At 69.4% G+C, this 20,572-nt stretch carries 17 protein-coding genes and 1 riboswitch; of the genes, 10 read left to right on the forward strand and 7 right to left on the reverse strand.

Going from position 1 to position 20,572, the window contains the following annotated elements:
- The first annotated feature begins 17 nt into the window (after positions 1-17).
- Positions 18-644 (forward strand): PH domain-containing protein, encoded by a 627-nt coding sequence (locus HF024_RS12220; protein ID WP_085370461.1) that lies wholly within the window; start codon positions 18-20, stop codon positions 642-644.
- A 59-nt stretch (positions 645-703) separates the two neighbouring features.
- On the opposite strand, the gene HF024_RS12225 is transcribed toward HF024_RS12220, so the two are convergent.
- The 3 genes from HF024_RS12225 to HF024_RS12235 all read right to left on the reverse strand — a co-directional run bounded on the left by HF024_RS12225 (position 704) and on the right by HF024_RS12235 (position 5,231).
- Positions 704-1,717 carry an ABC transporter permease gene (locus HF024_RS12225; RefSeq protein ID WP_168689712.1) on the reverse strand — a complete coding sequence of 338 codons (1,014 nt, stop codon included), beginning with the start codon at positions 1,715-1,717 and terminating at the stop codon, positions 704-706.
- Complete coding sequence (locus HF024_RS12230) at positions 1,717-3,249, reverse strand: ABC transporter permease (protein WP_085370465.1); 1,533 nt, start codon at positions 3,247-3,249, stop codon at positions 1,717-1,719. Before HF024_RS12230 ends, HF024_RS12225 begins: the two co-directional genes overlap by 1 nt.
- Positions 3,250-3,440: 191 nt before the next feature.
- A complete protein-coding gene (locus HF024_RS12235; protein ID WP_085370466.1) occupies positions 3,441-5,231 on the reverse strand; it encodes an ABC transporter family substrate-binding protein in 1,791 nt (596 codons plus the stop codon).
- A gap of 272 nt (positions 5,232-5,503) precedes the next feature.
- On the opposite strand from HF024_RS12235, the gene HF024_RS12240 reads away from it, so the two are divergent.
- Positions 5,504-6,298 carry a CPBP family intramembrane glutamic endopeptidase gene (locus HF024_RS12240; protein WP_168689713.1) on the forward strand — a complete coding sequence of 265 codons (795 nt, stop codon included), beginning with the start codon at positions 5,504-5,506 and terminating at the stop codon, positions 6,296-6,298.
- Between the two features lie 44 nt (positions 6,299-6,342).
- Here HF024_RS12240 and gcvP read toward each other — a convergent pair whose 3' ends face one another.
- Genes gcvP through gcvT form a run of 3 tightly spaced genes read right to left on the reverse strand, consistent with a single transcriptional unit; the run spans position 6,343 to position 10,820 of the window.
- A complete protein-coding gene (gene gcvP, locus HF024_RS12245; RefSeq protein WP_168689714.1) occupies positions 6,343-9,261 on the reverse strand; it encodes an aminomethyl-transferring glycine dehydrogenase in 2,919 nt (972 codons plus the stop codon).
- A 15-nt stretch (positions 9,262-9,276) separates the two neighbouring features.
- On the reverse strand, positions 9,277-9,648 hold the full coding sequence (gcvH, locus tag HF024_RS12250) for a glycine cleavage system protein GcvH (protein ID WP_085370470.1): 372 nt from the start codon (positions 9,646-9,648) through the stop codon (positions 9,277-9,279).
- A gap of 2 nt (positions 9,649-9,650) precedes the next feature.
- Entirely contained in the window at positions 9,651-10,820 is a 1,170-nt protein-coding gene (gcvT, locus tag HF024_RS12255) for a glycine cleavage system aminomethyltransferase GcvT (protein WP_168689715.1), read from the reverse strand.
- Between the two features lie 168 nt (positions 10,821-10,988).
- Positions 10,989-11,089: riboswitch (glycine riboswitch) on the reverse strand.
- A 150-nt stretch (positions 11,090-11,239) separates the two neighbouring features.
- Between gcvT and HF024_RS12260 the strand changes: the two genes are divergently transcribed.
- The 7 genes from HF024_RS12260 to HF024_RS12290 all read left to right on the forward strand — a co-directional run bounded on the left by HF024_RS12260 (position 11,240) and on the right by HF024_RS12290 (position 18,934).
- A complete protein-coding gene (locus HF024_RS12260; RefSeq protein ID WP_085370472.1) occupies positions 11,240-11,995 on the forward strand; it encodes an NUDIX domain-containing protein in 756 nt (251 codons plus the stop codon).
- On the forward strand, positions 11,992-13,290 hold the full coding sequence (nadA, locus tag HF024_RS12265) for a quinolinate synthase NadA (protein WP_085370473.1): 1,299 nt from the start codon (positions 11,992-11,994) through the stop codon (positions 13,288-13,290). The genes HF024_RS12260 and nadA overlap by 4 nt, the downstream gene beginning before the upstream one ends.
- A 1-nt stretch (position 13,291) precedes the next feature.
- Positions 13,292-14,881: an L-aspartate oxidase gene (nadB, locus tag HF024_RS12270; RefSeq protein ID WP_168689716.1), complete on the forward strand. Its 1,590-nt coding sequence runs from the start codon at positions 13,292-13,294 to the stop codon at positions 14,879-14,881.
- Complete coding sequence (gene nadC, locus HF024_RS12275) at positions 14,875-15,747, forward strand: carboxylating nicotinate-nucleotide diphosphorylase (protein ID WP_168689717.1); 873 nt, start codon at positions 14,875-14,877, stop codon at positions 15,745-15,747. The genes nadB and nadC overlap by 7 nt, the downstream gene beginning before the upstream one ends.
- Entirely contained in the window at positions 15,744-16,886 is a 1,143-nt protein-coding gene (locus HF024_RS12280) for a cysteine desulfurase family protein (RefSeq protein ID WP_168689718.1), read from the forward strand. The genes nadC and HF024_RS12280 overlap by 4 nt, the downstream gene beginning before the upstream one ends.
- A 253-nt stretch (positions 16,887-17,139) precedes the next feature.
- The gene (locus tag HF024_RS12285) at positions 17,140-18,543 is read left to right on the forward strand and encodes an MDR family MFS transporter (RefSeq protein ID WP_247597438.1); all 1,404 of its coding nucleotides are present in this window, start codon (positions 17,140-17,142) and stop codon (positions 18,541-18,543) included.
- A gap of 28 nt (positions 18,544-18,571) precedes the next feature.
- A complete protein-coding gene (locus HF024_RS12290; protein ID WP_168689720.1) occupies positions 18,572-18,934 on the forward strand; it encodes a DUF1801 domain-containing protein in 363 nt (120 codons plus the stop codon).
- Between the two features lie 86 nt (positions 18,935-19,020).
- Here HF024_RS12290 and HF024_RS12295 read toward each other — a convergent pair whose 3' ends face one another.
- Positions 19,021-19,758: a class I SAM-dependent methyltransferase gene (locus tag HF024_RS12295; RefSeq protein WP_210723946.1), complete on the reverse strand. Its 738-nt coding sequence runs from the start codon at positions 19,756-19,758 to the stop codon at positions 19,021-19,023.
- Positions 19,759-19,830: 72 nt separating this feature from the next.
- On the opposite strand from HF024_RS12295, the gene HF024_RS12300 reads away from it, so the two are divergent.
- Positions 19,831-20,400 carry a carboxymuconolactone decarboxylase gene (locus tag HF024_RS12300; protein WP_085370482.1) on the forward strand — a complete coding sequence of 190 codons (570 nt, stop codon included), beginning with the start codon at positions 19,831-19,833 and terminating at the stop codon, positions 20,398-20,400.
- Positions 20,401-20,572 lie beyond the last annotated feature (172 nt).

The raw sequence follows: 20,572 nt of genomic DNA on the forward strand, positions 1-20,572 counted from the left end.
AATGAGAGCATGGTCACATGCCTCACACCTCCGCCGACGAACGCGAGGTGTTCGTCTCCCGGTTCAACCGGGTCGTTGCCGCCCTGATCTGGGCGGCGTGCGCCGCGCTGAGCGTCGGACTGCTGGTGAGCATCCACGATCGGCGCCTGCTGTACATCGTTCCGTGCGTCTTCATCGCCCTGCTGGCGTGGGTCACGCTGTGGCGTCCGCTGTTCGTGGTCGATACCCGCGGCCTGACGGTGGTCAACGTGACCGGCACCGTCGAGATCCCGTGGGAGGCGCTCATCAACGTCGACACGAAGTACGCACTGACGCTCTACACGCCCGGCCACAAGTACGCCGTCTGGTCGCTTCCGGCTCCCGGGACGTCCAGGACCCTGCGGGCGACCCGCAGCGAGACCAAGGGACGCGTCGGACGGCCGAGCGTCGAAGACAGTGTGCGCCGCCCGGGCGACCTGCTGTCCACCCCGTCCGGCGCGGCCGCCGAGGTGGTGCGCCGCCGCTGGACGCAGCTGCGCGACAGCGGAGCGCTGGAGGCGGGAATCGCCGACCAGACGCCCGTGACGGTGCGCTGGCACCTGGTGAGCCTTGCGGCCCTGGTGCTCCTGCTCGCCGGCACGGTCGCCGCCCTGCTCCTCGCCTGACCCGAGGGACACGGCCCAGGAGGTCACGGCGGCGAGGGGCAGGGCGAGGACGGCGCTGGTCACAGCACGTCCTCCGCGATGGCGGCTCCGGTCTTCCTGCTTCCGCCGTCTCCCTCACCGGGCTCCGGCTCCTCCTCGCGCATCTTGCGCAGGTTGAACCGGCGGTGGCGGGGGTCGAACGCATCCCGCAGGCCGTCGCCGACGAAGTTGACGAGCAGCGCGAGCGTCACGATGAACGCACCGGGCCACCAGAACAGCCACGGTCGCGTCTGGAACGCCGACTGGTTCGAGCTGATCAGGAGGCCGAGCGACGCGTCCGGCGGACGGATGCCGTAGCCGAGGTAGGACAAGGCGGTCTCGAGGAGGATGGCCGCGGCCATGATCAGCGTCGAGGACACGATGACGACGCCGATGGCGTTCGGCAGGATGTGCTTGAAGATGATGCGCATGTCCGAGGCGCCTGCGACGCGCGCAGCCTCCACGAACTCGCGCTCGCGCAGCGAGAGGAACTCGCCGCGCACCAGACGCGCGATGCCCATCCAGGAGAAGAACCCGAGCATCAGGGCCAGGGTCGGGGCGCCGAGGCCGCCGGTCCAGTGACCGACGACGGAGCCGACGACGAGGGCCGGGATGACGATGAACACGTCGGTGATGCGCATCAGGATGGCATCGACCACGCCGCGGAAGTAGCCGGCGATGGCTCCGACGACGACGCCGACGATGCTGGCGATCGCGCCGATGATGACCATCACCAGCACCGAGTTCTGGATGCCGCGCATCACGAGGGCGAAGTAGTCCTTGCCGATGCGGTCCTGGCCGAACGGGTGCTCCGCGGTGGGGACGCCCTGCTTGACCTGGTCGTTCAGCTCCTTGAAGTCGTACTTCCACCAGCCGTGGATCGGGCCGATGCCGATCGCGGAGATCGAGAACAGCAGGATCAGGATGAACAGGATCGCGCTGACGATGGCGATCTTGTTGGACAGGAACCGCTTCCAGATGAGTCTGCCCTGGCTGACCGGGGGTGCGGTCGGGGCCTGCAGCTCATCGGCGATCATGGGTTCGGTGCTGGACATTATCGGACCCTCACTCTCGGGTCGAGTGCGGCATACGCGAGGTCCGCGAGGAAGTTGAACAGAATGGCCATCGCGGCGATCACCACGAAGTACGCCATCACGGGGTTGAGGTCACCACGCTGGAGGCCCAGGTTGAACAGCGAACCCATGCCGGGGATGGCGAAGACGTGCTCCGTGATGATGGCGCCACCGAGGAGGGCGCCCACGTCGAACGCGATCAGGGTGGTGATCGGGATGAGCATGTTGCGGAAGGCGTGACGGACGACGACGGTGCGCTCCGGCAGACCCTTCGCCCGCGCGGTGCGGATGAAGTCCTGGTTGAGGACTTCGAGCATCCCGGCCCGGGAGTACCTGGTGTACGAGGCGAACGAGATGAGCAGCAGCGCGACGGTCGGCAGCGCCAGGTGGGTGAACGTGTCGAGTCCCGTCACCCAGATGTCGCCGTCGAGTCCCGGCGTCGACGAGCCGACGGTCGCGATCGGGCGGCCGTTGGTGTCCTGGAAGTACTGCGGCCACGCCTGCATGAAGCGGTCGAGCAGCACCAGGGCGCCGGAGACGATCGTGACGATGACGCCGACACGCATGTTCTGACCGCGGTCGTACCCGCCGACGAAGTAGCCGATGGCGAGGCTCACCAGGATGGCGACGACGATCAGGATGATGATGGTCGCGACCGACGAGATGTCGAATAGCGGCTGCAGCGCGAAGTAGCAGACGATCGTGATCGCGCCGGTGATCCCCGCGGTGAGCAGCGCCCTGCGGTTCTGCAGTCCGGAGACCAGCGCGGTCGTTCCCAGCACGACGGCAGCGGTCAGGATGATCATGACCACCGGGCCGAGGCCGGGGGCCAGGAACCAGTTCGTCGCGGACATGAGCAGCAGGACACCGGCAGTCGCGACGCCGGAGATGAGGAACGTGGTGGCACGCCGCCTCATGTCACCGCCAATCAGCGACTGCCAGATCAGACCGGCGACCACCCCGATCAACGCGGCGACCCACCATTGGATCGTCGGATGCGCGAGGAAGTTGTTGAAGCCGATCGCGACGAACTCCTTGAGGAGCACGGCCACGAGGAACGCCGGGAGCGAGTACAGGAAGAAGCTGAGGAACGTGACGACATTGTCGAGTCCGCTGTACTGGCGGAGGGCGGTGACGATACCGATGGTGACACCGAGCAGGATCGCGAGGATCAGTGCGACGGTGACCAGCTGGACCGTCGCCCCGAGGGCCTGCGGCAGGATGTCGACGACCTTCGCGTTCGAGATCGTGGAGCCCAGGTCACAGGAGTTGGCGAACGGGATGAGGCACTTGGCCGCACCTCCCAGCCAGAGCACCCAGCGCAACGGCGGGGGCACATCCAGTTGCAGGAGCTGGATCCTGGCGTTGATCAACTGGGTCTTGTTGGGGGAATTGCTGCTCCGCAGGTCTGCAAGCGGGTCGGCGCTATACGCGACCAGCATGTACATCAGGAACGATGCGGCGATGATGATGAGCACCGAGACGAGGAGGCGTCTCAGGATGAAACTCGCCATAGGTTGAAAACCTCACTGACAGTGCGCGCCAACTCGGGGGTGGCGGGCACTCGGCCCGCGTCGACGCGTTTCGGAATGGATGAACGGGTCTCGTCCACCGACTACATGATACGGGGCGTCGACGAAACCGCCGACGCCCCGCGGCAGGAGAGTGCCCGGGGTTCACCCGGGCACTCTCACTGTTGGAGCTGTTACTTCGCGGTGGACGACTTGACCGACCACTCCCAGAAGTTCCAGAACGGACCAGACTGTCCGCCGTTGAACTTGACGCCGTCCACACGGGACGTCGCGCCGAAGACACCGGGCAGCTGGAAGAGCGGCAGGCCGTAGCCGTCAGCGAACGTCTTGGCGTCGATCTGCTGCTCGATCTTGGTGAGCTCGTCCTTGTCGAGCGTGATCTGCGACTTCACCGCGAGGTCGTTCGCCGCCGAGTAACGGTTGTAGTTACCGCCACCGTTGGTGGTGAACAGCTGCGGGAGCTGCGTGGTGCCTGCACCAGGGCTGATCCAGCCGAAGAGCGAGGCGTCGTAGTCGCCACCCGGGAGGAGCTTGCTCCAGTCGGGCGAACCGGCGTCGACAACCTTGAAGCCAGCCTTGGAGGCCGAGGCCGAGATGGCCTGGAACTCGTCGACGCGGTTCGGGTTGTTCGTGTTGTAGAGGATCCGGACGGTCGGGGTGGCACCGGCGAGGAGCGCCTTGGCGCCGTCGATGTCGACCTTGTCGAACTTGTCAGAACCGTTCATCTTCACGGTGTCCGCGTACTGTTCCTGGTTGGGCAGGAAGATCTGCGAGTTGAGGACCTTCGCCTTCGAGTCGACCGGGGTGACGATCGAGTCGAGGATCTGCTGACGCGGGATGGTCTTCAGGAACGCTTCGCGCACCTTGGCGTCCGCGAACGTCGGCGAGCCGAAGTTCAGGTCGAGGTGGTCGTACGAGGCCTGGGCACCGGTGAGGACCTTGGCGCTGGTGTTCTTCAGCGCGGTGATCGTGTCGGCGGAGGCCTGCGGGTTGATGATGTCGACCTCACCGTTCTGGAGAGCGGTGACCTGGGCGTTCGCGTCGGGGATGATGCGGAAGACGACCTTGTCCACGTTCGGCTTGAGGCCGCCCGCGTAGTACTTGTTCTTCGTCATCGTCAGCGACTGTCCGGGGGTCCAGCTGGACACCACGAACGGGCCGGAGGAGACCAGGAGGTCCTTGTCGGTCGGGAACGCGGTCACGTCGTAGCCGGTGTTGACGAAGTCAGCAGCCTTCTTGAGCGTGGCGTCCGGAGCGGCGGGGTTGTCCTTGTCGCCCTTGGGCAGACCCTTGAGCAGCTTCGTCAGGTCGGCGGCCGAGGAGAGGCCGGCCTTCTTGGCGACGATGTGCGCGGGCTGCGCGATCGGGTTGACGAGCTCCCAGTCCACGTAGGGGGTGCCGTACTTCAGGGTGATCGACGTGTTGTTGTCGCCGACGGTCGGGAAGCCGGTGGTGTCGAGACCGGCGGTCGAGCCGGCGATCGAGAAGTACTGCGTTCCCTTGGTGACGGCGCCCTGGTCGTCGGTGGTCGCCGAGTCGTAGTATCCGGAGGCGATCGCCCAAGCGAGGACCATGTCGTCAGCGGTGACGGGCTGGCCATCCGACCACTTGTCGTCCTTGTTCAGCGTGTACTTGACCGTCAGCGGGTCGTCCGAGGTCTTCTCGAACTTGCCGAACTTGTCGTCGTGGACGATCTTGTAGTTGTTGTCGATGTACTGGAACCCGGTTCCGTACGAGCCGTTGAGGTAGCCGACCTGGCCGTTGGTGTCCAGGTTGCCCTGCGGGGTCTGCGAGTTGAACGACGTGAAGTCGTTCACGACGGCGACCGTCACGGTGCCGCCCTTCGCCGCGCTGGACCCGCCGGTGCTGCCGGTCGTGGTGCAGGCAGACAGTGCGAGCGCTGCGACGCCGGCAATGGCGACCGCGCTGACCGCGTACCTGACCTTTCTTCCCTTGATGTGCAATGTTCCTCCTGTGCGAAGTGTGCGACGGCCGCGGACATGCGAGTGCGTCCGGACCGCGCTGGATAAGAATGACCCTAGGTATCGCACGGTTTGAATGCAAAACGGGGCGGCAAAACGTTACACAGTGGTAACTCGGTTGGCGGAAAATTGCACGATGCACACAAAAACGGCTGAATTCGCGTGTGTCGCGCAATGAATCGAGCGCATCCACCCGTTTGGAGTGGACAAACCGCATCCAGAGGTGGATGCGCGAGACCTGGCAAGATGCCTCTATGAGCCGTGAAACACCCTGGTCCGCCGAGATTCCGCTCGAACGCGCGCAGCGCCCGCGGCTCTGGTGGGAGATCGCGATCGTCCTCGGCCTCTCGCTGGGAGCGTCGGCGGTCTACTCGATCGTCGAGATCATCGCCCGGACGACGGACACGACACCGCTGGCCGACCAGACGGCGCAGGTGAACCCGTCGCAGAGCACCAGGGAGTGGCTGGACTTCACCTATCAGTTCCTCGGCAACCTGTTCCCGCTGTTCGCCGTCGCGCTGGTGATCTTCCTGCTCTGGCAGCGCGAGCGCAGCGGATTCCGGCGGATCGGCTTCGACCTCACGCGCCCGCTGCCCGACCTGGGCGGCGGGATGCTGCTGTTCCTCGCGATCGGCGTGCCCGGCATCCTGTTCTACGCGCTCGGGCGGCTGGTGGGGATGACCGTGCAGGTGCAGGCGTCCCCGCTCGACACGCACTGGTGGACCATCCCGATCCTGGTGTTCGCCGCACTGCGCGCGGGGCTGCAGGAGGAGGTCATCATCGTCGGCTACCTCTTCACCCGGCTGCGCCAGCTCAGCTGGGGGAAGTGGACCATCATCGTCTCCGCCGCCCTGCTGCGCGGCAGCTACCACCTCTATCAGGGGTTCGGCCCGTTCGTGGGCAACGCGATCATGGGCGTCGTGTTCGGATGGTGCTACACCCGCTGGGGCCGCGTGATGCCGCTGGTGGTCGCCCACGTCGTCATCGACATCGTCTCGTTCGTCGGCTACCCGCTCGCCGTCGCCCTCTGGCCGCACGTCTTCGCTTAAAGCGACAATCGAGCCCGAACGTGTTCGGGCTCGATTGTCGGTCGTCAGGCGAAGGCCTCGGGAGGCGGGCAGGCGCAGAAGAGGTTGCGGTCTCCGTATGCCTGGTCGATGCGGCGGACGGGCGGCCAGTACTTGGCGCGCACGATGCCGGGGACGGGGTAGACGGCCTGCTCGCGCGTGTACGGGTGGGTCCACTCGCCGGAGATGACGGACTCCGCGGTGTGCGGGGCGCCGCGCAGCGGGTTGTCGTCGACCGGCCAGTCCCCCGCCGCCACGGCGTCGGCCTCGGCGCGGATCGCGATCATCGCGGTCACGAAACGGTCGAGCTCCGCGAGGTCTTCGCTCTCCGTCGGCTCGATCATCAGGGTGCCGGCGACAGGGAAGCTCATCGTCGGGGCGTGGAAGCCGAAGTCGATCAGGCGCTTCGCCACGTCGTCGACCGTCACGCCGGTCTGCTCGGTGAGCGGCCGCAGGTCCAGGATGCACTCGTGCGCCACCAGCCCGTTGTCGCCCGCGTAGAGCACCGGGAAGGCGTCGCGCAGCTTGACGGCGACGTAGTTGGCGGCGAGGACGGCCGCACCTGTCGCATCCCGGAGCCCGGCGGCGCCCATCATCCGCACGTATGCCCAGCTGATCGGCAGGATGCTCGGCGATCCGTACGGCGCGCTCGACACCGGGCCGCCCGCGTGCTCGACGCGGTCTCCCCCGGCACCACTCGACGTCGACAGAGCGTGCGTCGCATCCTGAGCCAGCGGGTGGCCGGGCAGGAACGGCGCGAGGTGCGCCTTCGCCGCGACGGGGCCGACCCCGGGGCCGCCACCGCCGTGCGGGATGCAGAACGTCTTGTGCAGGTTGAGGTGGCTGACGTCTCCGCCGAAGTCGCCGAACCTGGCGTAGCCGAGCAGCGCGTTGAGGTTCGCGCCGTCGACGTAGACCTGGCCGCCGGCGTCGTGCACGGCCTGCGTGATCGCGAGGACCTCGTGCTCGTACACGCCGTGGGTGGACGGGTAGGTGATCATGAGCGCCGCGAGCGTGTCCGCGTGCTCGGCGATCTTGGCGCGCAGGTCGTCGAGGTCGACGTTGCCCAGCTCGTCGCAGGCCACGACCACGACCGACATCCCGGCGAGCACAGCGGACGCCGCGTTGGTGCCGTGGGCGCTCTGCGGGATCAGGCAGACCGTGCGGGCGAGGTCGCCGCGCGAGCGGTGGTAACCGCGGATCGCGAGGAGCCCGGCCAGCTCGCCCTGGCTGCCGGCGTTCGGCTGCAGCGAGACGGAGTCGTATCCGGTGACGTCGGCCAGCCAGGTCTCCAGCTGGTCGATCAGCGCGAGGGAGCCGCGCACGTCGTCCGCGGGGGCGTACGGGTGCAGCCCGGCGAACTCCGGCCAGGTCACCGCCTCCATCTCGGTCGCCGCGTTGAGCTTCATCGTGCAGGAGCCGAGCGGGATCATGCCGCGGTCGAGCGCGTAGTCCTTGTCGGCCAGGTACTTGAGGTACCGCATCATGGCGGTCTCGGAGTGGTGGGTGTTGAAGACCGGGTGGGTCAGGTATGCGCTCGACCGGATGAGCGAGGGCTCGAACGACGGGGTGCCGCCAACCATCCGGATGTCCGCGCCGCCGGTGCGCTCCCCCGCGCCGAGGACGGCGAGCAGGTCGGCGTAGAGCGACGAGCCCTCGGCGATGTCCGTCGCCGTCTCCTCGTCGAAGCTGATCGACACCGTGGACGCGTCCGCGGCGTGCAGCAGGATGCCGCGCTCGTGGGCGGCGGCGACCGTGGCCGCCGCGTCGGCGACGCGCACCTGGATGGTGTCGAAGAACGAGTCGGAGATCACGTCGACGCCGCGCTCGCGGAGCACACCGGCGACCGTCGCGGCCGTCAGGTGAACGCGCCGGCCGATCGCCTTCAGCCCACGCGGGCCGTGGTAGACCGCGTACATCGCGGCCATGACCGCCAGCAGCACCTGTGCCGTGCAGATGTTCGAGGTGGCCTTCTCGCGCCGGATGTGCTGCTCGCGCGTCTGCAGGGTGAGCCGGTACGCGGGCTTGCCCACCGCATCCTGGGACACCCCGACGAGGCGGCCGGGCAGCTGGCGCTCCAGACCGGACCGCACGGCCATGTAGCCGGCGTGCGGGCCGCCGAAGCCCATCGGGACGCCGAAGCGCTGGCTGGTGCCCACGGCGACGTCCGCGCCCAGCTCGCCCGGCGAGCGCAGCTGGGTGAGGGCGAGCAGGTCGGCGGCGGCGACGATGATCGCGCCGCCCGCCTTCGCGGCGGCGAACACGGCGGACGGGTCCCAGACCCGGCCGGACGCCCCCGGATACTGCACGAACAGCCCGAATGCGTCGGAGAGCCTGGCGTCGTCCGCCGGGGTGGACGCGAGGTCGAGCACGACGAGCTCGATGCCGACCGCGTCCGCCCGGTTGCGCAGCAGCGCGAGCGTCTGCGGGAAGGTGTCGGCGTCCACGACGAACGTCGACGACTTCGCCTTGGATGCGCGGCGGGCCAGCAGCATCCCTTCGACGACGGCGGTGCCCTCGTCCAGCATGGACGCGTTGGCGGTGTCGAGCCCGGTGAGGTCGGAGACCATCGTCTGGAAGTTGATCAGGGCTTCCAGACGGCCCTGCGAGATCTCCGGCTGGTACGGCGTGTACGCCGTGTACCAGCTCGGGTTCTCCAGCACGTTGCGCTTGATCACGGCCGGGGTGATCGTGCCGTAGTACCCGAGGCCGATCAGCGACGTGTTGACCGTGTTCTGCGCGGCCAGGCCACGCAGTTCGCGGAGGGCGGCGCGCTCGCTGGCCGCTGCGGGCAGCACCGACTCGTATCCGGGGTCGACCCTGATCGTGTCCGGCACGGCGGCGGTGACCAGGTCGGCGACCGTCTCGTAGCCGATGGAGGACAGCATGGTGCGCTGCGCGTCGTCGCCGGTGCCGATGTGACGCGTCTGGAAGAGTTCAGTCATCGAAGTGGGGGTGCCTCACTCGCCCGTGAGGGCGGCGTATTCGTCGTAGCTCAGGAGGGTGGGAAGGGTGGTGAAGGCGACCTTGACGAGCCAGCCGTCGCCGAACGGGTCGCTGTTGACGAGCTCGGGCGCATCCACGACCGCGTCGTTGATCTCGGTGACGGTGCCGTCGACCGGCGCGAACAGCTCGCCCACCGACTTGGTCGACTCGATCTCGCCGACGACCTTGCCCTCCGCCACCTCGCTGCCGACGGCAGGGAGCTCGACGAAGACCACGTCGCCCAGCTTCTCCGCCGCGTACGCGGTGATGCCGACCGTCGCGGTGTCGCCGTCGACGAGGAGCCACTCGTGCTCGGCGGTGTATTTGAGGTCCTGTTCTGCGGCCATGACTAGTGCTTCTTTCTGCTGTAGAAGGGGAGGGCGGTGACGGTGTACCCGAGACGGTTGCCGCGGATGTCGACGTGCAGTTCTGTTCCCGGCCGTGCGAAGCGCGGGGCGACGTACGCCATCGCAATGGGCACGCCGATGGTCGGAGAGAGGGCGCCGGAGGTGACGACGCCGATGGCCTCGTCGCCGCCGTCCACCGCGCTGGTGGCGTAGACGGGGTATCCGGCGCGGGCGGCCCGCTTCCCCTCCCCCATCAGGCCGACGAGCACCGGAGCCTCGGCGTCCGGGCCGTCCTCGCTGGCGGCGCGTCCGACGAAGTCGGTGTCCTTCGCCAGGTTGACCACGCGCCCGAGCCCGGCCTGTGCGGGGTAGATGTCGAGGCCGAGCTCGTGGCCGTAGAGCGGCATGCCTGCTTCGAGGCGCAGGGTGTCACGGCTGGCCAGCCCGGCGGGCACGAGCCCCTGCTCCGCACCGGCCTCGAGCAGCGCATCCCACAGCTGCGGGGCGTTGTCCGGCGCGAGGTACAGCTCGAAGCCGTCCTCCCCGGTGTATCCGGTGCGTGCGACGAGCACGGGATGCGTCTCGTACAGCGCGGGGAGCGACCAGTAGTACTTGAGCGCGCCGACGCGGGCGGCGAAGTCGTCTCCGTCGTGCGCCCCACCTTCGACGGCGAAGCCGGGAGTGGCGGTGAGGATGGACAGCGCCGCCGGTCCCTGCACGGCGATGAGGGCGATGTCGTCGCTCTCGTCGAACACCTCGGCGTCGAACGGTGCCGTGCGGCTGCGCAGCTCCTCGGCGACCTGGTGCCGGTTGGAGGCGTTGGCGACCACCATGTAGCGGTCTTCGCCGGTGCGGTAGACGACGAGGTCGTCGACGATCCCGCCCGAGCGGGACAGCAGCAGGCTGTACTTGGCCTGGTCGATCGCGACGGCGGACAGCTTGCCGGCGAGCGCATAGTCGAGCGCGGCCCCCGCCTCCGGTCCGATGACCACGATCTCGGCCATGTGGGACAGGTCGAAGAGACCGGCAGCCTGCCGGACGGCGTGGTGCTCGGCGAGGTCGCTGGAGTACCGGACGGGCATCTGCCAGCCGGCGAAGTCCGTGAAGGATGCTCCTGCCGCCTGGTGGGCGTCGTGCAGCGGGGAGAGGCGGTCTGTGTCGTGCGAGGTCATGAGTTCTCCGATTCGCCGGCCGTCGCCGGGAGTTGGGCACGGACCGCAGCGCGATCCGTGTGAGAACTCCCCCTCTGTCATCCGGCCTGAGAGTTTCACCGCGCTGACGCGCGGCTTTCACCGTGGGCGAGGGCGCGGTTGTGGCGTCGCCCTGCTTTTCAGAGTGGCCAGTCCGATGCGGTACGCGTACCTGAGAGATTGTCGGGGAGGATTGCTCCTTCGGTGCCGATTCCGCGCCATAGCGCTTCCGGCTCTCCCGCATCGACCTCGATGGCCCAGTGTTCTGTTGTGTGGTGCTGCTGCCGCTCAGCATAACCGACCACACCCGATTGTGGTTCTGGTCACCATGACACTAAGATGATCGCAACCACTTAGTGTCACAGTGACCTTTAGGTGCGTCGCAGCGGAGGGAGGACGGGATGGCCGACAGCCACCAGCGCGTGAGCGCCATGCTCGCCGTCTCCACCGTGATCTTCTCGCTCCGCAACGACGAGGAGACGGGCGACATCGCGAGCGTGTGGCTTCCGCTCGTGCGCCGCGTCCGCCAGCCGTTCGAGGGGTGCTGGGCGCTGCCGGGCGGTCCCCTGCACGGCGATGAGGACCTCGCGTTCGCCGCCGCGCGCACCCTCAACGACACGACGGGGCTGACCCCGCGCTACCTGGAGCAGCTGTACGCGTTCGGGGACGCATCGCGGTCGACGGGGGCGGAGCGCGTCGTGTCGATCGTGTACTGGGCGCTGGTGCGCAGCGAGGAGGCCGCACGAGCGAGCGTCGGGGAGAACGTGCGCTGGTTCCCCGCCGACGACCTGCCGAGCCTCGCCTTCGACCACAAGCTCATCGTCGAGTACGCCCTCTGGCGCCTGCGCACCAAGATGGAGTACTCCCGCATCGCGCACGCCTTCCTCGGCGAGACGTTCACGCTCGCCCAGTTGCGCGAGGTGCACGAGGCGGTGCTGGGGCGCCCGCTCGACCCCGCCAACTTCCGCCGGACCATCGAGGGCTCCGGCGCCGTGGTCGCCACCGACCAGTACCTCACCGGCACCCGGCACCGGCCGCCGCGCCTCTACCGGTACAACGACTCCATCGACCTCGCCGACGCCGGACCACTCCCCCGCCAGCAGCATCCCTTCGCCGCACAACCAGCAGCAGTACCGTTCGAGAGTAGAGAAGAATGAGCACCATCGCCTCGGTCGACACCACAATCCAGCTCATCGCCACCGGCGAGCTGAACGGCGAGACCTGCACCCCCGACCTCGTCGACGCCCCCTGGACGTTCGACTCCCTCGCGCCGTCGTACGGTCCAGGCGCGTCGATGGCCGACCCCATCCCGGTGGATGCGCCGCGCCAGGGCGAGCTGCCCGAGGAGTACCGCACGGCCTCCAAGGAGGAACTGCACGACCGCATCCTCGCCGCGAAGGCGACACTCGGCGACAGGGTCGTGACGCTCGGCCACTTCTACCAGCGCGACGAGGTCGTGCAGTACGCCGATTTCGTTGGCGACTCCTTCCAGCTGGCCAACGCCGCGAAGGCCAAGCCGGAGGCGGAGGCGATCGTCTTCTGCGGCGTGCACTTCATGGCGGAGACCGCCGACATCATCTCGCGGCCGGAGCAGGCGGTCATCCTGCCCAACCTCGCTGCCGGATGCTCGATGGCGGACATGGCGGACATCGACTCCGTGACCGAGTGCTGGGAGCAGCTCGAAGAGCTGTACGGCACCGAACCGGATGCGGACGGCCGCGTGCCGGTCATCCCGGTCACGTACATGAACTCGTCCGCCGCCCTCAAGGGCTTCTGCGGCGAGCACGGCGGCATCGTCTGCACTTCCTCCAACGCGGAGACCGTGCTGACCTGGGCGTTCGAGCGCGGGCAGCGCGTGCTGTTCTTCCCCGACCAGCACCTCGGCCGCAACACCGCCAAGGCGATGGGCGTCCCCGTCGAGCAGATGCCGCTCTGGAACCCGCGCAAGCCGCTCGGCGGCACCGACGTCGACACGCTGCAGGATGCGCGTGTCATCCTCTGGCACGGCTTCTGCTCCGTGCACAAGCGCTTCACCGTCGGCCAGATCGAGCACGCGAGGGCCGAGTTCCCCGGCGTGCGCGTGATCGTGCACCCGGAATGCCCGATGGAGGTCGTCGACGCCGCGGACGAGTACGGCTCGACCGACTACATCGTCAAGGCCATCGCGGCGGCCCCGGCGGGGTCGACGTTCGCCATCGGCACCGAGATCAACCTGGTGCAGCGCCTGGCCGCGCAGTTCCCGCAGCACACCATCTTCTGCCTCGACTCGATCGTGTGCCCCTGCTCGACCATGTACCGCATCCACCCCGGCTACCTGGCCTGGGTGCTGGAAGGCCTGGTGCGCGGCGAGGTGCTGAACCGCATCCAGGTGTCGCCGGATGTGGCGGAGCCGGCCAGGGTCGCGCTCGAGCGCATGCTCGCCGCGCGGCCGGACACCACGATGGCGGCCTGACATGACCAGGGTCGTGGTGGTCGGCAGCGGCATCGCCGGGCTGGTCGCCGCCGTCGAGGCGAGCAGGACCAACAGTGTCACGCTCGTCACGAAGGCCGAGCTCGCCGAGAGCAACACCGCGTACGCGCAGGGCGGGATCGCCGCAGCGTACTTCGCCGACGACAGCGTCGAGTCGCACGTCGCCGACACGCTGCGCGCCGGGGCAGGACTGAACGTGCGGGATGCGGTGGTCGCGCTCTGCGCGGAGGGTCCGGACCGCATCCGCGACCTGATCGCGTTCGGCGTCGCCTTCGACCGCTCGGGCGGCGACCTCGCCCGCGGTCTCGAAGCCGCGCACTCGAACGCGCGCGTCCTGCACGCGGGCGGCGACGCGACCGGCGCGGAGATCGAGCGGGCGCTCGTGCGCGCCGTGCGGGCGTCCGGAACGCGGATCGTGGAGCAGGCATTCCTCTGCGACCTGATCGTGCAGGACGGCGCCGTGACCGGCGTCGAACTGCTGCTCGCCGACGGCACCATCGAGGTGCTCGACGCCGACGCCGTCGTGCTGGCCAGCGGAGGGGCAGGACAGCTCTACGCGCACACCACCAACCCGGCGGTCACCACCGGAGACGGCGTTGCCGCCGCGTGGCGCGCGGGTGCCGCCGTCGCCGACCTGGAGTTCTACCAGTTCCACCCGACAGCGCTCGCGATCCCCGGCTCGTTCCTGGTGTCGGAGGCCGTGCGCGGCGAGGGCGCGGTGCTGCGGAACGCGCGCGGCGAGCGGTTCATGCTCGACGTGCATCCGGATGCGGAACTCGCGCCGCGCGACGTGGTTGCCCGGGGCATCGCTGTCGAGATGGCCGCGCAGGGCGGGCGTCCCGTCGTCCTCGACGCGACGGCGCTCGGCGCCGACTTCCTGGCGAAGCGCTTCCCGACCATCGACGCCGCCTGCCGAGCGGCCGGCCTGGACTGGTCGCGCGAGCCCGTGCCCGTCACGCCCGCGGCCCACTACTGGATGGGCGGGGTCGCCACGGACACGAGCGGGCGCAGCACACTGCCCGGGCTGTACGCGGTCGGCGAGGTGGCCTGCACGGGAGCGCACGGCGCCAACCGGCTGGCGTCGAACTCGCTGCTGGAAGGGCTGGTGTTCGCGCACCGGGCCGTCGCCGCGATCGACCGCGGCGATGCGTGGCCGGAGGCGCCGGCGTGGCTGGACGGGGCACTCGCATCCACGGCCGGAGAGCGGGCCGAACGACCGGATGCCGTGCCGGTGGACCGCGCGCGGCTGCAGGCGCTTCTCTGGGATACCGCGGGCGTGCACCGCGACAGGGAGCGACTGGATGCGGCGCTCGGCGTGCTCGCCGGGTGGCGCGCATCCGGGACGCACCGCACGCGGGCCGAGCGCGAGGACGCCAACCTGCTCGACCTGGCCAGGCTCGTCGTCTCGTCGGCGCTCGGCCGGGAGGAGTCGCGCGGCGCGCACTTCCGCTCCGACTTCCCCGCGCCGTCGGCGGACGCGCGGCACACCGTGCGCACCGAGCACGCCGCGCACACCGCCCACTCCGCTTTCGCCACTGCCCTGATCGACACCGAGGTGACCGTTCCATGCTGACCGACCAGACCATCCAGACCGTCGTGCGGGCCGCCCTCGTCGAGGACGCGCCGTGGGGCGATCTCACCTCGGCTCTGCTCATTCCCGAGACGGCATATGCCACGGCCCGGCTGGCCGCTCGTGAGGCTGGGACGTTCTCCGGCGGCGCCGTGTTCACTGCCGCGATGACGATCACCGACCCGCGCATCGCGGTGGAGCTCGCGGTTGCGGACGGCGACGCCTTCCAGGCCGGGGACACGCTCGCCACGGTGTCCGGGCCTGCACGATCCGTGCTGCAGGCGGAGCGGGTCGCCCTCAACTTCGTGCAGAGGATGAGCGGGATCGCGACCCTCACGGCGTCCTACGTCGCCGAGGTCGCGCACACCGGCGCCCGCATCGTCGACACCAGGAAGACCACGCCGGGACTGCGCGCCTTCGAGCGTCACGCCGTGCGCAGCGGCGGCGGCCACAACCACCGGTTCTCCCTGTCCGACGCGGTAATGGCGAAGGACAACCACCTCGCCGTGCTCACCGAGCAGTCCGGGCTGTCGGTGACGGAGGCGCTGCTGGCCGTGCGCGCGCAGCTCTCGCACACCACCCACCTCGAGGTCGAGGTGGACCGCATCGACCAGATCGAGCCTGTGCTCGCCGCGGGCGTCGACACGATCATGCTCGACAACTTCACCGTGGAACAGCTGCGCGAAGGGGTCGCACTGGTCGCCGGTCGGGCCATCGTGGATGCGAGCGGCAACGTGAACCTCTCCACCGTGCGCAGCGTCGCGGAGACCGGCGTGGACGTCATCTCGGTCGGCGCGCTGACGCACAGCGTGCGCGCGCTCGATCTCGGGCTCGACGTCGTGCTGGATGCGGAGCCGGACGCGACATGATCTACCTCGACGCGGCGGCCACCTCGGCGGTGCGTCGCGAGGTCCTCGAAGCGATGTGGCCGTATCTCACCGGCGACTTCGGCAACCCGTCGAGCCACCACGGCGTCGGAGAGTCAGCGGCGCGCGCCCTCGCCGATGCGCGGGCGACGGTGGCCGCGTGGCTCGGCTGCCGCGCTTCGGAGGTCGTCTTCACCTCGGGCGGCACGGAGGCGGACAACCTCGCGATCAAAGGCATCGCGCTCGCCGCCCCGCGCGGGCGGCACATCGTGACCACCGCCATCGAGCACGAGGCCGTCCTCGCCTCCGTGGACTACCTGGTGAGGCAGCACGGCTTCAGCGTCGACTACGCGCCCGTCGGCCGCGACGGGCTGATCGACGTCGACGCGTTCGCCGCGCTGCTCCGCCCGGACACCACCCTCGCCAGCGTGATGCTCGCCAACAACGAGGTCGGCACCGTCCAGCCGATCGCCCGGCTGACCGCGCTGACGCGCGAGCTGCGCATCCCGTTCCACACCGACGCCGTGCAGGCGGCGGGCTGGCTGCCGCTCGACGTGACGACGCTCGGCGTGGATGCGCTCAGCGTCTCCGGCCACAAGCTCGGCGCCCCGAAAGGGATCGGCGCGCTGTTCGTGCGCGGACGCATCCCGATCGAACCCGTGCTGCACGGAGGAGGGCAGGAGCGCGGCAAGCGCTCCGGCACCGAGAACGTCGCCGGTGCGGTCGGGCTGGCGACGGCGGTGCGGCTCGCGGCGGCGAACCGCGAGGCGCAGGCCGCTGCCGCCGCCCGCGCACGGGATGCGTTCGTGGCCGCCGTGCTGGCCGAGCTCCCGGATGCGCGGCTCACCGGGCATCCATCGGCGCGGCTGCCCGGCACGGCGTCGTTCGTCTTCCCCGGCAGCAACGGCGAGACGATCCTGCTCGAACTGGAACGGCGCGGTGTCGTCTCGTCGAGCGGATCGGCGTGCGCCGCGGGCAGCGAGGATGCGTCGCACGTACTGCTGGCGCTCGGCTACGAGGAGGACGTCGCCCGCACGGCCGTGCGGTTCTCCTGGGGTCCGGAGGTCGACGTCGACCAGCTCGCCGGGGTGGCCGCGGCCGTCGGGGACGCCGTCAGAGAGGTCGCGGCGCTCGGCCGCTGATCCGCCGATGCGAACGCATCGATTACGCGCAGAGTGAACGCCGGAAACGTTAACACGGCCGACACCCCGCATGTCGGTGGCCGTCGCTACGCTCGAACCCGTGACTGAGAACACCCCGCCCGCGCCCGAGGCGCTCGCCGACCCCGCCTTCGACGACCTCGCGGTCGCCGGATCCGCCGCCGACGTCTCGACGGGAGGAACGGCCGGTGCCGGCGTCGCTGCGGCGCCCGATCACACCAAGCGCAACAATCGGGTGATCTGGCTGCTGCTCTCCGCCACGTTCGTCGTCATCCTCAACGAGACGATCATGTCGGTCGCCATCCCGAAGCTGATGGACGACCTGCGGATCGACGCGCTCGCGGCCCAGTGGCTGTCCACGGCGTTCATGCTGACGATGGCCGTCGTCATCCCGATCACCGGCTTCCTGCTGCAGCGGTTCAGCACGCGCAGCATCTTCATCGCCGCGATGAGCCTGTTCTCGCTGGGAACGCTGTCGGCCGCCCTGGCGCCCGGCTTCGGGCTGCTCGTCGTCGCGCGCGTCATCCAGGCGTCCGGCACGGCCATCATGATCCCGCTGCTGATGACCACCCTGATGACGCTCGTGCCGCCGAACAAGCGCGGCCGCACGATGGGCAACGTCTCGATCGTGATCTCCGTCGCGCCCGCCATCGGCCCGACCATCTCCGGCTTCATCCTCAACTACCTCGACTGGCGCTGGATCTTCCTGATCGTGCTGCCGATCGCCGTGGTCATGCTGCTCATCGGCATCAAGTTCGTCGAGAACGTCACCGACCCGCAGAAGGTCAAGGTCGACGTACTCTCCGTCATCCTGTCGGCGTTCGGGTTCGGCGGGCTGCTCTACGGTCTCAGCCAGACCGGCGCATCCGGCCCCGGCAGCTCGCCAGCGGTGATGTGGGTGTCGCTGGCGGTCGGCGTGGTCGCCCTGACCGCGTTCATCCTGCGCCAGCTCATCCTGCAGCGCCGCGACAGCGCACTGCTCGACCTGCGCACGTTCCGGTCGCCGATCTTCACGGTGTCGATCGCGCTGATGGCGATCAGCACGGCGGCGATGTTCGGCGTCATCATTGTGCTCCCGCTCTACCTGCAGCACGTCCTCGGCCTCGACACACTCGCGACCGGTCTGCTGCTCCTCCCGGGCGGTCTCGTCATGGGGCTGCTCGCGCCGTTCGTCGGCCGCGTGTACGACCGGTTCGGGCCGCGCGTGCTGGTCGTGCCCGGCGCGATCCTGGTCAGCCTGGCGCTCTGGGGATTCACGCTCATCACCGAGCACACCTCGCAGTACCTCGTCCTGGCCGGGCACGTCACGCTGAGCATCGGACTCGCCCTCATGTTCACGCCGCTGTTCACGGCAGGGCTCGGCGCGGTGCCGCCGAACCTGTACTCGCACGGCAGCGCGATCGTGGGCACGGTGCAGCAGGTGGCGGGAGCAGCGGGAACAGCCCTGCTCGTCGCGATCATGTCGGCGCACACGGCCTCGCTGGTCAGCTCGGGCACGAGCATCGTCCCCGCCACGGCGGGCGGCATCCGGATGGCGTTCCTCGCCGCGGCGATCATCTCGCTGTTCGCGGTGGTCGGCGCCTTCTTCATCCGCAAGCCGGCGGACGTGATCGCACCGGAAGGGCACGTCGCGCACTGACCGCGCGGCGGCCGGACAGGAGGCAGGCATGGCACGCGGAGTCGACGCAGACACGGTCGACGAATACCTCGACCGGATCGGCGAACCCTTCTCGTCGGCGCTGCGCACGGTGCGCGACCGCATCGTCGAGGTGCTGCCGGACACGGAGCAGGTGATCAGCTACCGGGTGCCGATCTTCCGGCACCGCGGCCGCGCCCTGATCGGCCTGTCGGCCACGGCGAAAGAGTGCAGCCTGCTGCTGATGAGCCCGTCGGCCGCGGCGGCCCTCGCCGGGACGCTCGCCGAGGGCACGCTCAGCGGAGCGACCCTGCACTTCGCGCCGGAGAAGCCGCTCGGGGTGGAGACGCTGCGCACCATCATCGAGTACCGCGTGGGCGAAGCGGCGGGGTGAGCGGCTGCGCTCGGTGCGCGGGGCCGCGGCGGGCGAGGCGATCGGCTCCGGTCGCGGCGCCTGCCGGGGTCTTCGGACTGCGCTCGCTACACCGGGCGCGCGTCGGCGACCACGATCAGCTCGGTGGTCGCGTCGGTGACCGGGCCACGCATCCAGTCGCCGTAGACCGCGCGCACCCCGAAGCCCGCGCCGACCAGCGACGCCCGCAGCTCCTCCTCGGTGCGGAAGCGCAGCGCGCCCTCGTCGGTGACGTGCTCGCCGTTCTCCCACTCGTAGTGCCCCACCAGACCGACCACCCCGCCCGAGGCTCCGGTGACCTCGTTCCACGCCGTCACCGGGCCGTCCGGGGTGTCGAGCACCTCGCGGCCGTCGCCCCAGCGCAGCCAGGCCTGCGCCTGCGGGTCGCGGCTCTCGAACACGAGGAGTCCACCCGGCCGCAGCGCCCGGTGGGCGGCGGCGAGTGCATCCGTCCAGGCGTCGTCCGTGATGAAGACCTGGGCGACGTGTCCGGTCATGATCGCCAGGTCGGCGTCGCCGGGCGGGAGCTCGCTCGCCTCCGCGCGCAGCCACTCGACCAGGTCGCCGCCGTCGCGGGTGCGGGCGATGTCGAGCATGGCCTCCGCGGGGTCTGCTCCGAGCATCCGGTGGCCGCGGCGCGCAAGTTCGACGGTCAGCAGGCCGGTGCCGCAGCCGATGTCCAGGATGCGCGACCCCGGATGCTCGTCGGCGAAAGCCAGGTAGAACTCGGTGTCGGCCGCGAACGGATTCATCCGGTCGTACAGGGCGGCGAGACGGGGGTCGCGGTAGCTGGCATCCTCGGTCACCTTCCCACGCTAGCGGTGCGGTCGCGCCGGTGCGAGCATGGAGTGCGGGGTTCTGCGACGGAGGAGGAAGCCATGTCCATCATCTCGACGACGGCACCGGAGGACGCGGAGGGGGAGGTCGCCGCGATCTACGCCAAAGAGGAAGCAGACCTCGGCTACGTCGCGTCGCACACGCGTGCGATGGCGGTGAATCCCGAGGCGTACCGGGCGTGGGAGCAGCTGGTCCGGTCGATCGTGTCGCAGCTGGGCACGCGCCGGTTCGAACTGGTCACGCTCGCTGCCGCGCAGGGCACGCACTCCGAGCACTGCCGGCTGGCGCACGGACGCAAGACCCTCCCGCTGATCGAGGAGGACCAGCTGATCCGCATCGCCCGCGATTACCACGACGCCGATCTCACCGAGGCCGAGGTGGGGATGATGGAATACGCGGAGCGGGTCAGCCGCGACTCGTACGCGATGACCGACGCCGACAGCCAGCGCCTGCGCGACCTCGGCTTCAGCGACAGGGAGATCGTCGACATCACGCTCGCCGCGTCGGCCCGCAACTACTTCAGCCGCGCCATCCAGGCCCTCGCGGTCGACGTGGATGTGCCGCCCGGTCTCAGCCCGCACCTCCGCGGGGCGCTGCTCGCTCCGCTCTGAGCGGTCGCGCGGGCGGCGCGCGGCGGGCGCGAGCTCGCAACGAGATGCCAGTAACTGTCTCGAAAACCGCGGTTTCGGTGACAGTTGGTGGCATCTCGTCGGACGGAATGGCCGGAAACCTGTGGAGAAGGCGACGGAGTTCTGTGGTGGGGACGCGCTCGGCCCGCGAGAA

This window comes from Leifsonia sp. PS1209 (genome assembly GCF_012317045.1).
GTDB lineage: Bacteria > Actinomycetota > Actinomycetes > Actinomycetales > Microbacteriaceae > Leifsonia.